Origin of the sequence: Sphingomonas sp. GM_Shp_2 (assembly GCF_026540875.1) — a bacterium.
Taxonomy (GTDB): domain Bacteria; phylum Pseudomonadota; class Alphaproteobacteria; order Sphingomonadales; family Sphingomonadaceae; genus Sphingomonas; species Sphingomonas carotinifaciens.
In genome coordinates, this window is record NZ_JALNUQ010000069.1 from 1 (window position 1) to 18,869 (window position 18,869).

Annotated in this window: 10 protein-coding genes; 8 read left to right on the forward strand and 2 right to left on the reverse strand. The window is 68.6% G+C overall.

Annotated elements, in window-relative coordinates; genetic code table 11:
- Positions 1-150 precede the first annotated feature (150 nt).
- A complete protein-coding gene (locus OXR08_RS17455; RefSeq protein WP_267351809.1) occupies positions 151-930 on the forward strand; it encodes an SDR family oxidoreductase in 780 nt (259 codons plus the stop codon).
- 404 nt (positions 931-1,334) lie between these two features.
- Here OXR08_RS17455 and OXR08_RS17460 read toward each other — a convergent pair whose 3' ends face one another.
- Complete coding sequence (locus OXR08_RS17460) at positions 1,335-3,776, reverse strand: glycoside hydrolase family 3 protein (protein ID WP_267351811.1); 2,442 nt, start codon at positions 3,774-3,776, stop codon at positions 1,335-1,337.
- A gap of 208 nt (positions 3,777-3,984) precedes the next feature.
- Between OXR08_RS17460 and OXR08_RS17465 the strand changes: the two genes are divergently transcribed.
- The 5 genes from OXR08_RS17465 (at position 3,985) to OXR08_RS17485 (ending at position 12,904) form a co-directional block, all read left to right on the forward strand.
- Positions 3,985-7,407: a LamG-like jellyroll fold domain-containing protein gene (locus OXR08_RS17465; RefSeq protein ID WP_267351794.1), complete on the forward strand. Its 3,423-nt coding sequence runs from the start codon at positions 3,985-3,987 to the stop codon at positions 7,405-7,407.
- Between the two features lie 134 nt (positions 7,408-7,541).
- Positions 7,542-8,300, forward strand: a complete 759-nt coding sequence (locus tag OXR08_RS17470; RefSeq protein ID WP_205411552.1) for a GDSL-type esterase/lipase family protein — start codon at positions 7,542-7,544, stop codon at positions 8,298-8,300.
- Positions 8,297-9,760, forward strand: coding sequence for a carboxylesterase family protein (locus tag OXR08_RS17475; protein ID WP_267351798.1), 1,464 nt, complete (start codon positions 8,297-8,299; stop codon positions 9,758-9,760). The genes OXR08_RS17470 and OXR08_RS17475 overlap by 4 nt, the downstream gene beginning before the upstream one ends.
- Positions 9,761-9,896: 136 nt before the next feature.
- Positions 9,897-11,114, forward strand: coding sequence for an ROK family transcriptional regulator (locus OXR08_RS17480; RefSeq protein WP_149681485.1), 1,218 nt, complete (start codon positions 9,897-9,899; stop codon positions 11,112-11,114).
- Positions 11,111-12,904, forward strand: a complete 1,794-nt coding sequence (locus OXR08_RS17485) for a glycoside hydrolase family 9 protein (protein WP_267351800.1) — start codon at positions 11,111-11,113, stop codon at positions 12,902-12,904. Before OXR08_RS17480 ends, OXR08_RS17485 begins: the two co-directional genes overlap by 4 nt.
- 55 nt (positions 12,905-12,959) lie before the next feature.
- Here OXR08_RS17485 and OXR08_RS17490 read toward each other — a convergent pair whose 3' ends face one another.
- Entirely contained in the window at positions 12,960-16,229 is a 3,270-nt protein-coding gene (locus tag OXR08_RS17490) for a TonB-dependent receptor (RefSeq protein ID WP_267351802.1), read from the reverse strand.
- A gap of 218 nt (positions 16,230-16,447) precedes the next feature.
- On the opposite strand from OXR08_RS17490, the gene OXR08_RS17495 reads away from it, so the two are divergent.
- Both OXR08_RS17495 and OXR08_RS17500 read left to right on the forward strand, forming a co-directional pair.
- Positions 16,448-17,944: a tryptophan halogenase family protein gene (locus OXR08_RS17495; protein ID WP_267351804.1), complete on the forward strand. Its 1,497-nt coding sequence runs from the start codon at positions 16,448-16,450 to the stop codon at positions 17,942-17,944.
- A partial coding sequence (locus OXR08_RS17500) for a tryptophan 7-halogenase (protein WP_267351807.1) occupies positions 17,941-18,869 on the forward strand: 929 nt, incomplete at its 3' end. The genes OXR08_RS17495 and OXR08_RS17500, both read left to right, overlap by 4 nt.

Genomic DNA, 18,869 nt, shown 5'->3' on the forward strand with positions numbered 1-18,869 from the left:
ATCGAATATCGGGAATTGCAGCTAAGGGCTCATTGCCGTAGTATAGTCGCGTTCTCGGGAGTTTTCGAAATGATCCAGCGTCACCGCTAAAGCGGAAAGGCACACGCCAGCGGAGTGATCCGCCGACTGGACTCTGATTTCGAGAACATCATGCAAAGATTGAATAATAAGACGTGCGTCGTCACCGGCGCGGCGCGTGGCATCGGCCGCGCCATTGCTGCCCGCTTTCATGACGAAGGCGCTGTCGTCATCGTCACGGACATAGACGAAGCGACAGGGGCGGCTACTGCGGTCGAAATTGGATGTCGGTTCGAACCGCTCGACGTGCGCGAGGAAGGCGACTGGTCGCGGCTGGCCGGCGTCGTTCCGGCGGCCGACGTGGTGGTCAACAATGCCGGTGTGACCGGGTTTGAAGCGGGCATGGCTCCGCACGATCCGGAACATGCCAGCCTTGCCGATTGGCGCGAGGTCCACCGCGTCAACCTCGACGGGACGTTCCTCGGCTGTCGCTATGCAATCGGCGCGATGAAGAGCGCGGGAACAGGCTCGATCATCAACATATCGTCCCGCTCGGGGCTCGTCGGCATACCCGGCGCGGCGGCCTATGCCTCGTCCAAGGCGGCGATCCGCAACCATAGCAAGACGGTCGCGCTTTATTGCGCGCAGCAGGGTTGGAAGATTCGCTGCAACTCGATCCACCCGGCCGCGATCCTCACGCCCATTTGGGAGCCGATGCTAGGCACTGGTTCTGATCGGGACGCCAAGATGCGGGCAGTTGTCGCGGACACACCCCTCAAGCGGTTTGGGATGCCGGATGAAGTGGCGGCCATCGCCGTGACGCTTGCCTCGGACGAAGCGACCTATGTCACCGGGACGGAGGTCAACATCGACGGCGGCTTACTCGCCGGCTCTGCGGCTTCACCTGGTTAGACGCTGTGGCGGGCGTGGCTGATCGCGCCCACCATCACCTTCCCGATTGGGAACCTCCAACGGGAAAGCCGTGACTGCTGGACGATCGCGAACATGAAAGGCGCCTCTTTCCCGAAACGTGTTCCCGAATGCCTTTTCCCGAAATGAGCGGGCGGACGTGGAGAATCGGGAACACTGCAGGCGGCAATGGGTCACCCTCGATCGGGCAGACTCCGTAAACTGAAGCCGGGAGCTACCGCGCTGAGCCACATCTGGCTGGCACAGCGAGCCAGGCGAACTGGACCCAGCAGACGCCTACCCGATCTCTATGCACCACGAACCCATCGGGCGATGTCTTCGCCCCTCGCGAAATCTCCGCTCGCGTGGATGAGGCCCCCCCCCACCGGGAAGGGGGCCCCATCACCTCATTTCGACGGGCAGGCCATCGGCCCCTGCGCCATCGCCAGCCGCACGTCGGAGATGTCGATGCCCAGCGCCGAGGCGCTGGTCAGCACGAGCGGGCGCGCCACCTTGGTCATGTCGACGCCCTTCGACGCAAAGCAGGACAACGGCACCGCCAGCGTCGTCCAGTCGCTGCCCGCACCGTTCAGCGCGGCGGTGATCAGCACGGCGGCCGACTTGCCGTTATTCTCCATCGCTAGCATCACCGGGCCCTGCGGCTTGGCGGTGACGCGGTATTCGACCACCAGGCTCAACTGCCCATTGGCCTCACGGCTCAGGTCGCGCGGCGTGCCCGCGGCCAGCGCCACCCGGCCATCGCCGCCGCCCTTGAACACGAAGCGCAGCGAATCCTCCTGCGCCCGGCGGTCGACCCGCGCGCTGGTCAGCGCACCGCCGGCCTCCAGCATCACGCCCGGCGCCGCGCGACCGCGCCCGAAGAACTGGCTGGCATCGCCCGCCGCCACGTCGGGCTTGGTCTCGTCTAGCACCGGCACGGTGGCGCCCGCCGCATAGGTCAGGCCATAGCCGAACGGGAACAGCGGGTCGTAATTGGCGTCGCGCCGGTTCAGCACATACTGGTCGACGCGCTTGGGCCAGGAGAAGGACAGCTTGCCCTTGAAGTCGTGCGCCGGCCGGCCGTCCTTGCCTGCCACCAGCACGTCGGCGACGCCGCCGCCCTCGGTGCCCGGCAGGAACGCCGCGACGAACGCGTCGGCCGCGTTCAACTCCGGGTTCACCCACATCGGCCGGCCCGACAGGAACACCGCGACCACGGGCACGCCCGCCGCCTTCAGCTTCTTGAGCAGCGCCAGGTCCGACTTGTCCTCGGGGCTGTACTCCAGCGTCGCACGGTCGCCGGCGAACTCGGCATAGGGCTTCTCGCCGAACACCACGATCGCCGCATCGGGCTTGGCGGTGAAGCTGCCGTCGCGCGACAGGGTCGCCTTGCCGCCGCCCGCGCGCACCGCCTGGTCGATCCCCGACCAGATCGACTGGCCGTTGGGGAAGTCCTTGTTGGACACATCGGTGCCCTGCCAGGTGATCGACCAGCCGCCGGACGCCTGGCCGATGTCATCGGCCGCGGCGCCGGCGACCAGGATGTTGGCGCTCGGCTTCAGCGGCAGGACGCCGCCATTGTTCTTGAGCAGCACCAGCGATTCGCGCACCGCCTGCCTGGCGATCGCGCGGTGTTCGGCTGCGCCGAGCAGGTTGAACTTGCCGGACAGCGGCCGTGCCGACGGGCGGCCCGCGTCGAACGTGCCGGCGATCACCTTGACGCGCAGGATACGGCGCACAGCGTCGTCCAGACGTGCGCGCGGGATGGTGCCGTCCTTCGCCTCGCGCAGCGTGTTGGCGTAAAGCTGCTTCCAGCCCGGGCCCGAATACATGAACATGTCGAGGCCCGCGTTGATCGCCGCCGCGCAGTCCTCGTTGGTGCAGCCCGGCACCTGGCCATGCGCGTTCCAGTCGCCGACCGTGAAGCCCTGGAAGCCCCAGCGGTCCTTCAGCACGCCGGTCAGCATGCTCTTATTGCCGGTCATCTTTTCGCCGTTCCAGCTCGAGAAGCTGGGCATCACGGTCAGCGCGCCGGCGGGCAGCGAGGTCATGTAGCCCGCGCCGTGCACGTCGCGCAGCACCGCCTCCGACACGCGGGTGTCGCCCTGGTCGCGCCCGCCGGTGCCGCCATCGCCCAGGAAGTGCTTCACCGAGGAGATGACATGGCCCGGCTTCATGAAGTCGCGGCCGATCGTGCCCTGGATGCCCTCCACCATCGCGCCGGCATAGGCGGCGACGACCTCGGGCTCTTCCGAATAGCTCTCATAGGTGCGGCCCCAGCGGTCGTCCTGCACCACCGCGACCGTCGGCGCGAAGCTCCAGTCGATGCCGGTCGCCGCGGTCTCGGCGGCGGTCGCCGCGCCGATCTTGCGGACCAGATCGGGGTTCCGCATCGCGCCCAGGCCAATATTGTGCGGGAACAGCGTCGCACCGACGATGTTGTTCGCGCCGTGCACCGCGTCCGTGCCCCAGATCACCGGCACCTTCGGGCGACCGTCGCTGCGCTTCATCGACGCATCGTAAAAGGCGTCGAACAGCTTCAGCCATTCCGGGGCGGGCGCCAGTTCGTCGTTGTTCGGCGCGGAGTTGCCGCCGTTCAGGATCGAACCGAACTTGTAGGTTTCCAGATCGGCCGGCTTGATGCTGGCGATGTCGACCTGGATCAGCTGGCCGACCTTGTCCTCGACCGACATCTTGGCCAGCATCGCCTCGACGCGCGCTTCCACCTTGGGATCGCGCTTCAATTTCATCGGCAATTGCGGCCAGTTGGCCGGATTGGCCACCGCCGAGCCATTGGGTGCCGCTGCCTGCTGCGCCGCGATGGGCGCACCGATCGCGCAGGCCGTCATCCCGGCCACGCCCACCAAAGCCTTGAACTTCGCGCGCATTCTGAACTCTCCCTGGTGCCGTCTCGGGTTGCGGCAGCGGCGGGCAGATGACGGGCAGGCATGGTCGCTGTCAACAATTCATAATTCAATTTGGCTTTTGGCTGCGTGCGTGCTTCATCTGCGCACGAATTGGGGCATAAGCCGCCGGGTCGATCAGGGAGTGGAATGGATGATGCGCAGGCGCTGGATTGCGGGGCTGGTCTCGGGTGGGGCACTGGCGTGGAGCGCGCTTGCCACTGCCCAGTCGCTGGGTCCGATCCATGTCGATCTGCCCGCCGGCGGGGCGGCCTATACCCGCACGATCGCGCCGACGCCGATTGCCGCCACCAACTGGACGATGGCCGGCTGGATCCAGCCGCGCCAGGTGCCGAACAAGGGCACGGTGCTGATCGCCGGTTTCGGCGACCCCGCTTCGGGCGCGCATCGCTATCTCGCCTTGGTCGACGGCGACCCCGCGCTGATCACGGAGGGCGGCACGCTGACCGGCGGGGCCAGCCCCGATCGCGACAAGTGGATGCACATCGCCGCCAGCTATGACGGCGCGGTCGCCCGCCTCTACGTCAACGGCCGCCAGGTGACGCAGCGCCGCATGGCCGCCGCCGCCGTGCCCGCCACCGCGACCTTCGCCCCGCGCCCGGCGGTGGCGGGTACCGCGCCCTATTTCGTCGGCCGCGTCGGCGACTTCCGCCTCGACCCGCGCACGCTGGACGGCGTCGCCATCCGCCTTCTCGCCCGCCGCGCGCCCGACCCGTCGCGCATCGCCTTCCAGACCGGCAGCCCCGACTGGCCCGTTCAGGTCCGCCAGATGTACGGCCAGACCGCGCCGCAGGACGCCTGGACGCTCCCCCAGTCCAGGGCGCCGATCCCCACCGAGGGCAAGGCCAAGCCCGAGCCCAAGGGCCCCGCCCTCGTCGCCACCGGCCCCAACCAGTGGGACGTCGCCGGCTGGCGCCTGATCGAGGCGCCAAGGGTCGCCGCGCAAGCCTCCGACCTGTCGCGCCCCGGCTACGACACCGGCAAATGGTATGCCGCCACCGTGCCCGGCACGGTGCTGACCACGCTGGTCGATCGCGGCGTCTATCCCGACCCCGCCTACGGCCTCAACAACCTTGCCATCCCGGAAAGCCTCGCGCGCCAGGATTACTGGTACCGCACCGAGTTCGAGGTGCCGGCCGAGGCCGCCGGCCTGAAGCAGTGGCTGACCTTCAAGGGCGTCAACTACGCCGCGGAGGTCTGGGTGAACGGCCAGCGTATCGGCACCATGAAGGGCGCCTTCATCCGCGGCCGCTTCCCCGTCACGCTGCAGGCCGGGCGCAACGCGGTCGCGGTGCGCGTCTCGCCCCCGCCGCACCCGGGCATCGCGCACGAGGAGTCGCTCACCGCCGGCGTCGGCGAGAATGGCGGCATGATGATGCTGGACGGCCCCACCTTTGTCGCGACCGAGGGCTGGGACTGGATCCCCTCGATCCGCGATCGCAACACCGGGCTGTGGCAGGGCGTCTCGCTCGCCGCCACCGGCCCCGCCACGATCGGCGATCCGCAGATCGTCACCAGCCTGCCCAAGCCCGACAATTCGGTGGCGGAGGTGGAGATCGTCACCCCCGTCACCAACACCTCGGACCAGGCGGTCGCCGCCACCGTGCGCGCGGTGTTCGACGATGTCGTGGTCGAAAAGCAGGTACAGGTCGGCGCCGGCCAGACCGTCAACGTGTCGATGACCCCGCGCGAATTCGCGCAGCTTGCGGTCAAAAACCCGCGCCTGTGGTGGCCCAACGGGTACGGCGACCCTGCGCTGCACGACCTGACGCTGACCGCGATCGTGAACGGCACGGCCAGCGACACGCAAAAGACGCGCTTCGGCATGCGCCAGGTGACGTACGACATCTCGCTGATGGACGCGGACGGCGATCTGGAGCGCGTGGGGCTGGATCTCACCCGCGCCCGCGCGCTCGGCCAGCAGGTCGTCGACGGCAGCCATACCGGCATCCGGAAGACGACGAACGGCTGGGCGGCCAGCCTCGTCCCCGGCGCGGAAAAGTCGCCCGCGGTCACCCCCGTGCAGGACGATCCCCGCCTCGCCCCGCATCTCGTCATCCGCGTCAACGGCGTGCGCATCGCCGCGCGCGGCGGCAATATCGGCATGGACGACTTCATGAAGCGCATCGACCGTGCGCATCTGGAACCGATGTTCCGCCTGCACCGCGACGCGCATCTCAACATCGTGCGCAACTGGGTCGGCCAGAATACCGAGGACAGCTTCTTCGACCTGGCCGACGAATATGGCCTGATGGTGCTGTCCGACTTCTGGGAATCGACCCAGGACTACAATATCGAGACGCAGGACCCGCAACTGTTCCTGGCGAACGCGGCCGATGTGGTGCGCCGCTATCGCAACCATCCCTCGATCGTCGTCTGGTTCGGCCGCAACGAGGGCGTGCCCCAGCCGCTTCTGAACGAGGCGCTGGAAAAGCTCGTCAATTCGGCCGACGGCACCCGCCTCTACATGGGCTCGTCCAACCGGGTGAACCTCCAGAACTCGGGCCCCTATAACTGGCGCCCGCCGGTCGAATATTTCACCGAGCATGCCAAGGGCTTCTCGGTGGAGGTCGGCACCCCCTCGCTGCCCACGCTGGAGGCGTGGCGGCGCGCCATTCCGGAACCGGATCGCTGGCCGATCAGCGACACCTGGGCCTATCATGACTGGCACCAGACCGGGAACGGCGCGGTCAAGACCTTCACCGACGTGCTGGACCGCCGCTTCGGCCCCGGCACCAGCCTGGAGGATTTCGAGCGCAAGGCGCAGATGCTCCAGTACGAGTCCTACCGCGCCATCTTCGAGGGGATGAACGCCGGCCTGTGGACGGAGAATTCGGGCCGCATGCTGTGGATGACGCAGCCCGCCTGGCCGTCCTCGGCGTGGCAGATCTTCTCCTCGGACTACGACACCCATGCCGCCTTCTACGGCGTCAAAAAGGCGTCGGAGCCGGTCCACGTCCAGATGAACCTGCCCGATTACCGCGTCGTGCTGGTCAATAACGGCCGCGACGCACTGAAGGGCGTGGTGGTGCGCGCCCGCGTCGTCAGCCTCGACAACCGCACGCTCGCCGAACAGGAGGCCAAGCTGGAGGCACGCGGCGAGACGGCGACCCCGGCCCTGACGCTCGACCTTGCCCAGCATCTCCAGCGCGGACCCGCCATCGTCCGGCTGGAGGCGACCGATGCGGGCGGACAGGTCCTGTCCACCAACACCTATTGGCAGGCCAAGGACGATGCCGGCTACCGCGCGATGAACGACATGGCACCGGTCAGCCTCAACACCAGCGTCGCCACCCGCGTCGAGGGCGACGAGACGATCGCCGCGCTCACCCTGACCAACCAGACGCCGACGCCGGCGATCGAGGCGAAGCTGACGGTGATGAACCAGAATGGCGAGCAGGTCCTGCCCGCCTTCTTCACCGACAATTATGTCTCGCTGCTGCCCGGCGAGACCCGCACGATCGAGGTCCGCTACCCGACGGCCAAGGCCGAGCGCGCCGGCATCACCCTGCGCGGCTGGAACGTCGCCAAGGCGCGCGTGGAACTGGGCCAATAGCAGCGGCCACCCTCACCCTTCCCATCGGCGGAGCCGACGGGCCCCTTCCTTCTCCCGGTGGGAGAGGGAGGGAGCGGCAAAGCCGCGGAAGGGTGAAGGTGATCGACAAAGAAACGTCCTTTGGGGGAGAAACCATGAAGACCCACCTGATCGCCGCCCTGCTCGCCGCAACCATCGTCGCCCCGGCATCCGCCCAGTCCACTCCCACCGCAGAGCAGAAGAGCCAGTGGGAACGCGAATGGGAAGAACGGCTCCACACCGATTTCGGCTATCTGAAGCGCTATCAGGCGGACAATGCCGCGCTTCGTCCCACCCCCAATGCGCCGCGCATCGTCCTGATGGGCGATTCGATCACGCAAGGCTGGTTCGACATGGTGCCCGCCTTCTTCACCCCCGGTCGCATCGGTCGCGGCATCGGCGGGCAGACGACGACCCAGATGCTGCTCCGCTTTCGTCAGGACGTGATCGACCTGAAACCGGCGGTGGTGCAGATCATGGCCGGCACCAACGACATCGCCGGCAACACCGGCCCGATGACGCCCGAACAGACGCAAGCCAACATCATGTCGATGGCCGAGCTGGCACGCGCGCACGGCATCCGCGTCATCTTCGCCTCGATCCCGCCGGCGGACGGCTTCCCCTGGCGTCCTGGCCTCGACACCGCGCCGAAGATCGCCGCGATGAACGCCTGGCTGAAGGATTATGCCAGGAAGACCGGCAACACCTATGCCGATTACTGGTCCGTCCTGCACGACGGTCAGGCGCTGCGCGCATCGATGACCTATGACGGCGTCCACCCCAACAAGGCGGGCTATGCCGCGATGGCGCCGGTGGCGGACGCCGCGTTCAAGGCCGCGCTCGCCAAACCCGCTCCGCGCGCGATCGTGCGATGATCGCCCTTGCACTTGCACTTGCCGCCGCCGGGCCGGTGGTCGCCACCGACGACGGCCCGGTCCGCGGCGAAGCGGACGGTGCCGGTGCGGTGTTTCGCGGCATCCCCTATGCCGCCCCCCCGGTCGGCGCCCGGCGCTGGCGCCCGCCCGCACGCCCCGTGCGCTGGACCACCCCGCGCGCGGCCGTCGCCGAACATGCCGCCTGCCCGCAGACCATGTCGGGCGAATGGAACCGCCGCGCGGCCGAAAGCGGCGACGAGGATTGCCTGTTCCTCGACATCCGCACGCCCCGCCTCGCCCCCGACGCCAGATTGCCGGTCATGGTCTGGATCCACGGCGGATCGAACCGCGCCGGATCGGGCGGCGGCACGGTTGAATCGCGCATCACCGATCAGGGCATCGTGCTGGTATCGATCCAGTACCGCCTGGGCGCGCTCGGCTTCCTGTCGCATCCCGCGCTTACTCGCGAACAGGGGGGCACGTCCGGCAATTACGGGCTGATGGATCAACAGGCGGCACTCGACTGGGTTCGCCGCAACATCGCCGCCTTCGGGGGGGATCCCGCCCGCGTGACGATCGCCGGCGAATCGGCGGGTGCGCAGGATGTCGGCCTGCACCGGCTTGCCCCGGCGTCGCAGGCGCTGTTCGCCCGCGCCATCGCGGAAAGCGGCACGCCGGGCTTCGGCGTGCCGGCCCGCTCGCTCCGCCAGAACGAGGTCGTCGGCACCATCATCGCCCGGCGTGCCGGCCTGTCCGACCGTGCCTCCGCCGCCGCGTTGCGCGCAGTCCCCGTTGCCCGCCTGCTCGCCGCGGATCAGGGCACCGCCGTCCCCGGCCTTGCCGATGCCAGCTTCATCTGGTTGCAGGCCGTGGTCGACGGCCGCTTCCTGCGCGAGGCACCCGCCACCGCCATCGCCGCCGGCCGCTTCCACCGCGGCCCGCTCCTGATCGGCGTCAACGCCAGGGAACTGACGCTGCACGGCGGCCTGCCCGCCGCCGCCGATACGGTGCGCCGCGAATTCGGGGCCGGTGCGCCGCGGGCGCTCGCCTTTTACGGGCTGCAACCCGGCGGCACCCCGATCGACGATCCCCGCCTGGGCGACGTCACGCTGCAACTCGCCAACGACCTTACCTTTCGCTGCCCGACCATCGCGATATCCGCCGCCCATGCCGCGCGCGGCGTGCCCGTTTTCCAATATCAGTTCGACTATGCCCCACCGGGCGGCAGCGTCAGCCATGCCAGCGAACTCGCCTCGGTCTTCGCGCTGCCCGCGCCCGGTGCGCCGCCGGTCGCGCATTACTGGCTCAACTTCGTGAAGACCGGCGATCCCAACGGCGCCGGCCTGCCGCGCTGGCCCGCCTATGACGTGAAGACCCGCGCCTATCTGTCCTTTGGCCAGACACAGACGACCGCGGAGGCGGATTTGCGCCCGATCTGCGCGTTACGATCCGTGCCATGAACGCTATTCCCAAAAGGTAGGGTTTTGGTATCGTGCAGGTCTATAAAAGATGTTGACCCGAAGGGGCGTCCCGCGAAGCTAGTAAGCGTGGGGAGAATATGGGGAGAGCGGGATGGGACTGGCGATTACCAGGGATATGCGACCCGAATCGGTCGGTGCGGAGGCACGGGCGGCGCGGCTGTCGCGGGGTTTGTCCGGCACCAATCTCGAACGCGCCGGCGACTACAACCTGCGCACCGTTCTCCAGGCGATCCGGCTCAACCGCGACACCACCCGTGTCGAGATCGCGCAGCAGACCGGGCTGACCGCTCCGACCATCGCCAACATTACCGGGCGCCTGATCGACATGGGGCTGGTGCGTACCGCCGGTCGCCGCCAGGGCGGGCGCGGCCAGCCCGCGCTGCGTCTCCAGGTCGCACCTGACGGTGCGTTCGGCATCGGGCTCAACATCGACCGCGATCACCTGACGCTGGTCACCCTCGATCTGACCGGCGAGGTGCGCAGCCGCATCACCCGCGAGATCGCCTTTGCCCGGCCCGACGAGGTCGTCGCCTTTGTGCAGGCCGAACTGGACGGCGCGATCGCGGCCGGCGACATCGACCGCGACCGGGTGCTGGGTGTCGGCGTCGCGATGCCCGACGATCTCGGTCGCATCCGCATGCCGCATCAACCGGACGGGTATGAGGCGTGGAACGAGACCGATATCGTCGCCCTGCTCGGCCCCGTCCTCCCCTGGTCGATCCACCGCGACAATGACGCGGCGGCGGCCGCGCTCGGCGAGACGCAGTATGGCCCCGCCTTTGACCATCCCAGCTTCTTCTATCTGCTGATCAGCGCCGGGCTTGGCGGCGGTCCGGTGATCGACCGCACCTATCACCGCGGCGCCCATGCGCGCAGTGGCGAGATCGGGCTGATGCCCGATCCCGGCGGCGCGCATCCGGGTGCGATCGTGCAGGATACCGTCTCGCTCGTGGCGCTCTGCGCGCGCCTCGCCGCGGCCGGCTGCCCTGCCGAGACGATCGCGGCGCTGCCCACGGGGTGCGAGGAGGAGGAGGCGGTGATTGCCGCCTGGATCGCCGATGCGGTGCGTGCGCTGGTGCAACCCTGCGTCGCGATCACCTGCCTGTTCGATCCCGACGCGATCCTGATCGGCGGACGCCTCCCCGGCCCGCTCATCGCCCGCCTCGCCGAACAGCTCACCGCCGCCCTCGACGGCGTTTCCCTGCCCACCCGCGCGCGCATCATGCCCGCCGCCATGGCCCAGGACGCCCCCGCCATCGGTGCCGCCATCCTCCCCTTCCTCGACCACCTCCTCCCCTCCGACGCCATTCTCATACAGGCAGGCCGCAATTGATCCTTCTGGCACTCCTCGGCGCGACCGCCCCGCTCCCCGCCGTCCGCCTCGACCAGCTGGGGTTCGAGGCGCGCGGGCCGAAGACTGCGATCGTCGCCACCGACGCTGCGGCGCCGCTCCCCTGGACCCTCACCGACGCCGCCGGCCGCACCGTCGCCACCGGCCGGTCGGTGCCCTTCGGCCCCGATCCGGCCTCGGGAACGCGCGTCCACCGCGTCACCCTGCCCCGCAGCCTTGCCCCCGGCCCCGGCTACCGCCTCGCCGTCGGCCCGGCCGCCAGCCGCCCCTTCGCAATCGCCGACCGCCCCTTCGCCACCCTCGCGCGACAGGCCACCACCTTCTTCTACCAACAGCGCAGCGGCGTCCCCATCCTCGCCGCCCACGTCCAGCGCCCCGACCTCGCCCGCCCCGCCGCCCACGCCGCGGAGCGCGTCACCTGCTTCGCCGGCCGCGACCAACGCGGCGCGCGCTGGCCCGGCTGCGACTACAGCCTCGACGTCACCGGCGGCTGGTATGACGCGGGCGACCACGGCAAATATGTCGTGAACGGCGGCATCAGCACCTGGACGCTGCTCGACCTGCACGAACGCCTCGCCGCCTGGGGGCGCCCCGCGCTGTTCGCGGACGGCGCGCTGCCGATCCCCGAAGCCGGCAACGGCATCGACGACCTGCTCGACGAGGCGCGTGTCGAGGTCGAGTTCCTGCTCGCCATGCAGATCCCGGGTGGCAAGCGGGTGACGGTCGCCACCGTCACCGATACCGGCGCCCCCGCCTCCGGCTTCCGCACGATCGATGCGGGCGGGATGGCGCATACCAAGGTCGCGGACATCGCCTGGACCGGCCTGCCCCTCGCCCCGCACGAGGACCGGCAGCCGCGCCGGCTCTACCCCCCCTCCACCGCCGCCACGCTGAACCTCGCCGCGGTCGCCGCACAGGCCGCGCGCATCTGGCGCGACATCGACCCCGCCTTCGCCGCCCGCGCACAGACGGCCGCGATCCGCGCCTGGGACGCCGCGGCCCGCAACCCCGCCATTCCGGCCAGCTCCGACTTCGCCGGCAGCGGCGGCTACGGCGACAAGGACTGGTCGGACGAGCGCTTCTGGGCCGCCGCGCAACTGCTCGCCACCACCGGCGAGGCGCGCTTCCGCGAGGTGGTGGAGGGCTCCCCCTATCTCGCCGCCCCCGCCTTCGCACTGTCCTGGGGCGAGACCGATTTCGCCGGCCTGCTGACCCTCGCCACCGACCCGCAAGCGCTGTCCCCCGACCGTCGCCGGGCATTGCAGTCCCGCATCACCGCCCTCGCCGACGGGCTGGTGAAGGAGCAGGACGGCAACGGCTACGGCGTGCCCCTTGCCGGCACCGCTTACGGCTGGGGCTCGAACTCCGACCTGCTCAACCGCGCCATGCTGCTGGGCACCGCATGGCAGATCACCCGCGATCCGCGCTACCGCGACGCGGTGGTCGGCGTGATCGACTATCTGCTCGGCCGCAATCCGCTCGACCAGTCCTATGTCACCGGCATGGGCGCGCGCCCGATGATGCAGCCGCACCACCGCTTCTGGGCCAAGGCGGCCGACCCGCGCTATCCGCTACCCCCGCCCGGCGTCGTCTCGGGCGGGCCCAACTCCACCGCGATGAACGACGAGGTGGCCGCCCCGCTGAAGGGCCGCTGCACCGGTCAGACCTGCTGGGTGGACGATTGGCGCAGCTATACGATGAACGAGGTCGCGATCAACTGGAACGCACCCCTGGTCTGGGCCGCCGCCTTCCTCGACGCCACCGCCCCATAGAAAAAGGGCGGCGGACCCATCGGCCCGCCGCCCCCTTTCCTCGCCGGCGCCGACCTTAGAAGGTCAGGCGCGTCGTCACCGAGAACTGCCGGTCGCTCTTGAAGAAGGAGCGCGGCGCCATCTGCCCGTCCGCCGACAGCAGGTAGGACGTCTTGGTCGTCGTATCGAGCAGGTTCTGCACCTCCAGGCCGATCTTGAAGTTGCGGTTGACCGTGTAGAAGATCGATCCGTCCATCTGCCCCGCCGCCAATGCATAGACCGGCAGGAACGGGAAGCAGCAGTCACGGTTGGTCAGCAGGAACTTCGAGCGCCAGCTATACGCGACACGCGCATAGATGTTCGCCTTGTCGTAGAAGGCCGCGAGGTTGAAGTTATACTTCGACAGCCCGGCCAGCGGCAGGTTGGCATAGAGCGACGCGGTATCCACCGGCGGCGCATTGTCCGCATTGGCGTTCAGCGGCACGCCGTTGGGGATGTTGCCCGGATCGACATAGGTGAAGGTCGCCTGCGTGCCCAGTCCCGACAGGAAGCCCGGCAGGAAGTCGTAGGTCTGCTGATAGCTCAGCTCGACACCCTTCACGTCGCCACTGCCCGGCGCGTTGGCCGGACCGTTGATCGTCACGTCGAACGTCTGGCCGTTATTGGTCAGCGACCGCGAATAGCCGTAATTGTCGAGGATGATGTTCGACAGCTTCTTGTAGAACAGCGCACCGGTCAGCGAGCCGACCTTGGCGAAATACCATTCCGCGGTCACGTCGACCTGCTTGGCCTCGACCGGACGCAGGAAGGGGTTCCGCGACTGTGCGTTGAAGCCATAGGCATTGTTGTCGCCGAAGCTGACGCCGACGAAGTTGCGCAGATCGCCGAAGTTCGGGCGCGAGATCGCCTTGGACGCCGCGGCCCGGAACAGCAGCGTGTCCGTCACCTGCAACTTCACGTTGGCGGCGGGCAGCCAGTGGTTGAACGCCTGGCGTGCCACCTCGGGCGTCGAGGCGCCGTTGGAGAAGGCGAGCGCCGCCGCCTGCTGCGCCGGGGTCACCGTGCACAGCGTCGGCACGGTGGAAAGCGACGGGTCCGCGCAATATTCGGCGATGCTGGCATATTGCGCCGGCAGCACGCGGACACGTTCCGGGAAGGTCAGCGAGCCGAACGACGCATCCTTGGTTCGCACGAAGCGCAGGCCGATATTACCCGACAGCGACATGCCGCCGGCGAAATCGTCCAGCCCGAAATCGGCGCGGACATAGGCGCCCCACGTCTCCTCCCGGTTGCGGTAATATTCCGATGCGCGGAAATAATCGTCGACCAGACCGGTACGATCCTGCAGCGCGACATAGCTGCCGCCGCCCGCCGCGGTCACTTCGCGCAGCAACTGGGTCAGGGCCTCGTGATCGCGCAGCACCGCGTCCGAGATGAACGGCGTGCCCGGCGGCTGGGTCGACTGATTGCGGTAATAATCGACGAAGTTGAACCGCTCGATCGAACCCGGCTGCGTGTTCAACCCGACCGGGCCGCCGCTGGTCCAGGTTTCGGACAGCGCGCCCCAGTTGTTATAGTCGTTGGTGCGCACCGTCTGGTCACGCTTGGCGTAACGGCCACCGACGCGGACCTTGCGCAGGAAGCTGTCCTCGCTGACGTCATATTGCGCATCGCCGCGGAAGGCCCATTCCGTGCCGGTGTTGCGGTTGCGGTTGTTCATGCCGTCGTGGAAGTAGATCGACGCCGGATTGCCGAAATAGGCGTTCACGTCGCGGCCCTGCGGCTGGAACGTCACCTGCGGCGTGTTGCCTGTCAGGTCCAGGTTGAACCCGCTGAACGTGTGATTGCCGACATTGTCGTCACGGCTGTTCAGCGTCGACTTCACATACTGGCCGTCGAAATTCAGGTGCAGGCGCTCGACCGGCTCGAACTTGCCGTTCAGCGAGAAGTCCTGCGTGACCGCCTTGCTCTTGGTATAACGGTTGGCCATCACGATCGGCCCGCCTTCATTGGCGAACTGGGGCAGCGGCGCACCGTTGAAGCTGGGAACCAGGCCGGGGCGGTACAGCGACCCGCTGGTGAACACGCCATCGTCGTTATAGGTCGGCGTGGTGCCGGGCAGCGGCTTGACCTGCAACGAATCGGCCAGTCCCAGGCTCGGCTCGATCGTGTGCTCGATCCACTCCAGCCGGCTGTCGGTGCGCAGATACTGCGCGGTCAGCAGCACGCTGCGGTCGGAATTCTCATACTGCGCCGCCGCCGACACGCCGATACGCTCGCGGTTGAACGACTGGGTGCGGTTGCCGCCGCCCATCGGCACATAGACGCTCTCGCGACCCGCCGGCACCGGATAGGTGTCGAACAGCGGCTGCGTGGCATAGGCCGTACCGGCGTTGATGACGCGGCCCTCGCCGGCATCCTGCACGCCGTTGCCGTTCCGGTCGTCGTTGAAGCGCGGCAGATAGGCGGAGATGAACACCGCGTCCGAACGGCTGCGCAGCTGCGAATAGCTGCCGCTCGCCAGGAAGCCGAAGCGACCGCCGCCCGGCGCATCCCATTGCTGGCTGAACAGGCCGACGACGGAGGGCGCACCGCGCTGCTCCATGTCGCCATAGTTCATGCTGCCCGACAGATAGATCAGGCGCTGGTCCTGGTCGAAGGGCTTGCGGGTGTTGATGTTGACGGTGCCCGAAATGCCACCTTCGATCAGGTCGGCGGTCAGGTTCTTGAACACCTCGACCGAGCCGATCAATTCGGCCGGCACGTCGTTGAAGCCGATCTCGCGACCGCCCGAGGCAGCGAATGTGTCGCGCCCGTTGAACTCGCCACGGACATAGGACAGGCCGCGGATCACGACGCCCGAACCCTCGACCGAGAAGTGCGCGGAATCGGTCGGTGCGGCGAAGCGGCTGATCGCCACGCCGGGCACGCGCTGCAACGCCTCGTTGACCGAACGGTCCGGCAGCGCGCCGATGTCCTGCGCGGTGATCGCATCGACCACGGTGTCCGAATTGCGCTTGATGTTCTGCGCGGTCGCCAGGCTCTGGCGCACGCCGGTGACGACGATTTCGTCGCGACCCGTATCGGGCGGGGTGACCGCGGCTTCTTCCGACGAACCCGACGTGCCCGTGGTGGCACCGGCCTGATCGATGGCGGTCGGGGCCGTTCCCGCCTCGACGCTGGGCGTGCCCGACGTGGTGCCCTGCGATCCCTCGCCAGCGGGCTTTGCGGGTGTCGCGTCCTGCGCCCATGCCGGTTGCGCCGCACACAGCAGCGCCAGAGCCGACACACCGATGTTCAGATTACGCCAATTACGCGCAGCGTCGCGCGACACACGGTCCTTCATGCAACCCCCTCCAGACATGACTTCCCCACCGCCATCCGGTCTGTTTGCCGGGTCGGTTCTTCCGTCGTGCAGTAAAAAATGTTTCAGTTCTCGTTAGTTAACCTGATACCGAAACGGCCACAAGTGAAATAACGCAACTTGATATAAGTAAACTTGGCGGCGTGGCAGAAAGGCCGCTACTGCCGTAGAAGCGCGGCAAGCGCACAGAAGGGGGGAGCATGGCCGGACAGGAGGGGAATCGCGTGCGGGTGGTGGTCGTCGGCGGGGGCACCGCCGGCTGGATGACTGCCGCCGGTCTGACCACGCTGATCCCTGCGGCGGCCGACGTTCACCTGGTCGAATCGCCAGAGATCGGCATCGTCGGCGTCGGCGAAGCCACCCTGCCCCATTTGCGCGCCTTTATTCAGCGGCTGGGGATCGACGAGGTCGCGTTCATGACCGCGACCCATGCCACCTTCAAGCTTGGCATCGACTTCCGCGATTTCGGACGTATCGGCGACCGCTACATCCATCCCTTCGGCACCTATGGCCAGCCGCTCGGCGGCGTCGGCTTCCACCATTACTGGCTACGCCGTCACCATGGCGGCAATCCCACGCCGCTTGGTGCCTATTCGGCCGGGGTCGTCGCCGGAGAACGCGCCCGCTTCGCCCGCCCCGATCCGACCAGCGACGCGCTGCAGGACAGTTTCGGCTACGCCTATCAGTTCGATGCGACCCGCTTCGCCCCCTTCCTGCGCGCCCATGCCGAGGCGCGGGGCTGCCGCCGCACCGAAGGGCGCGTCGTCTCGGTCGACCGCGACGAACGGGACGGCCGCGTCACCGCCATCCATCTGGCGGATGGCACCCGGATCGAGGGCGATCTGTTCGTCGACTGCTCGGGCTTTCGCGCGCTGCTGATCGGCGGCGAACTGGACGAGGCGTGGGAGGATTGGTCGCACTGGCTGCCCTGCGACCGGGCGGTGGCGGTGCCCTGCACCCATGCGCCGGGGCCGATCGAGCCGCTGACCCGTGCCACCGCGATGCCCGCCGGATGGCGCTGGCGCATCCCGCTCACCACCCGCGTCGGCAACGGCTATGTCTATGCCAGCCGCTACTGCGACGACGATACCGCGCGCGACGCGCTGCTTGCGGGGCTGGAGGGCGGGCCGCTGGCCGAGCCGCGCCTGCTCCGCTTCCGTGCCGGGCGGCGGCGGCATAGCTGGTCGCACAATGTCGTCGCGGTGGGGCTTGCCTCGGGCTTTCTCGAACCGCTCGAATCGACCAGCATCTATCTGGTGCAGATGGCGATCACCGCGCTGATCGAACATTTCCCGGACGCGCGCGTCACCGATGCCGATCGCGACGGCTTCAACACCGCGGTCGATGCCGAATATGACCGCATCCGCGACTTCCTGATCCTGCACTACCACGCCACCACGCGCGACGATTCCCCCTTCTGGAATCATGTCCGCACCATGGCGATCCCCGACACGCTGGCGGATCGGATCGCGCTGTGGCGGCAAACGGCGCAGGTCGCGCATTACAGCTACGGCCTGTTTCTCGAACCCAGCTGGCTGGCGGTCTATCTCGGCCAGAACATCGTGCCGGACGGCTGGGACCCGCGCGCGGACGGCGCCGATCCCGCGAAACTTGATCAGGCGCTGGCTGCGCTCGCTGCCGGCATCGGCACCGCGATCGACGCCCTGCCACCCCATGAAGCGAGCCTGCCGCGATGAACCGACAGAACAGGGTGCGCAGCGTCACGGTCCTTGGCGGCGGCCCGGTCGCCGGCATCGCCGCACTCGGCTTCGCGCAGGCGCTGCCCGGTGCGCGGGTCGACTGGATCATGCGGCCGGTCGATCCCGCGGCGCTGGCCGACCGCCTGCCTGCCACCCTGCCCTCCAGCGCGCCGCTCCTCGAACGGCTCGAACTGGACGAGGCGGACCTGGTCAGGCACGCCGGCGCCACGCACCGGCTGGGCGAGCGTTTCCTCGGCTGGGGCCCGGCGGACTATATCGCCAGCGAAGGGCAGGCGATGCCGCTCGGCGTCGCCGGCGGGCTCCATCATCACCATGTGCTCGCCCCCCGGCACCCGCTTCACCGCTATCGCCCCGCCGCGGTGCTCGCCGATGCCGGGCGCTTCGTCCACCCGACCGCGCCCGACGGCCCGCTCGGCTTCCACGACTATGGCCTGCGCCTCGATCCGGATGCGATCACCCCCTTCCTCGCCGACCGCGCCGCCCGCGCCGGTGTGCGCATCGCGTCTGGCGACGGGGTCGATGCCGACCTGATCGTCGATGCCACCGGCCCGGCATCCGCCCCCGACTGGATCGACTGGACGGACGCGCTGCCCGCCACCACCCTCACTCTTGCGAAAACATCCGGCACCGCCCCCGACCCCTGCGACACCTACCGCGCCACCGACACCGGCTGGCAGGCGACATGGCCCTTGGCGCAGCGCACGCTCACCGGCACCGCCACGCTCGGCACCGGTCCCATCCGCCCCGGCCGCCGCGCGGAGCCCTGGCAGGGCAACATCCTGTCCCTCGGCGACGCCGCCGCCGTGATGGGCCCGCTGTGCTGGACCGGCTTCGCGCTCGCGCTGGCGAACCTCTCCCTCGCCCTGTCCCTGCTCCCCGGCCGCGACATGCCCCCGCTCCT

Excerpts from the sequence above, each read along its gene's own strand:
- OXR08_RS17460 (WP_267351811.1), bottom strand. The coding sequence starts at position 3,776 with ATGACGGCCTGCGCGATCGGTGCGCCCATCGCGGCGCAGCAGGCAGCG.
- OXR08_RS17455 (WP_267351809.1), top strand. The coding sequence starts at position 151 with ATGCAAAGATTGAATAATAAGACGTGCGTCGTCACCGGCGCGGCGCGT.
- OXR08_RS17470 (WP_205411552.1), top strand. The coding sequence starts at position 7,542 with ATGAAGACCCACCTGATCGCCGCCCTGCTCGCCGCAACCATCGTCGCC.
- OXR08_RS17465 (WP_267351794.1), top strand. The coding sequence starts at position 3,985 with ATGATGCGCAGGCGCTGGATTGCGGGGCTGGTCTCGGGTGGGGCACTG.
- OXR08_RS17475 (WP_267351798.1), top strand. The coding sequence starts at position 8,297 with ATGATCGCCCTTGCACTTGCACTTGCCGCCGCCGGGCCGGTGGTCGCC.
- OXR08_RS17495 (WP_267351804.1), top strand. The coding sequence starts at position 16,448 with ATGGCCGGACAGGAGGGGAATCGCGTGCGGGTGGTGGTCGTCGGCGGG.
- OXR08_RS17490 (WP_267351802.1), bottom strand. The coding sequence starts at position 16,229 with ATGAAGGACCGTGTGTCGCGCGACGCTGCGCGTAATTGGCGTAATCTG.
- OXR08_RS17480 (WP_149681485.1), top strand. The coding sequence starts at position 9,897 with ATGCGACCCGAATCGGTCGGTGCGGAGGCACGGGCGGCGCGGCTGTCG.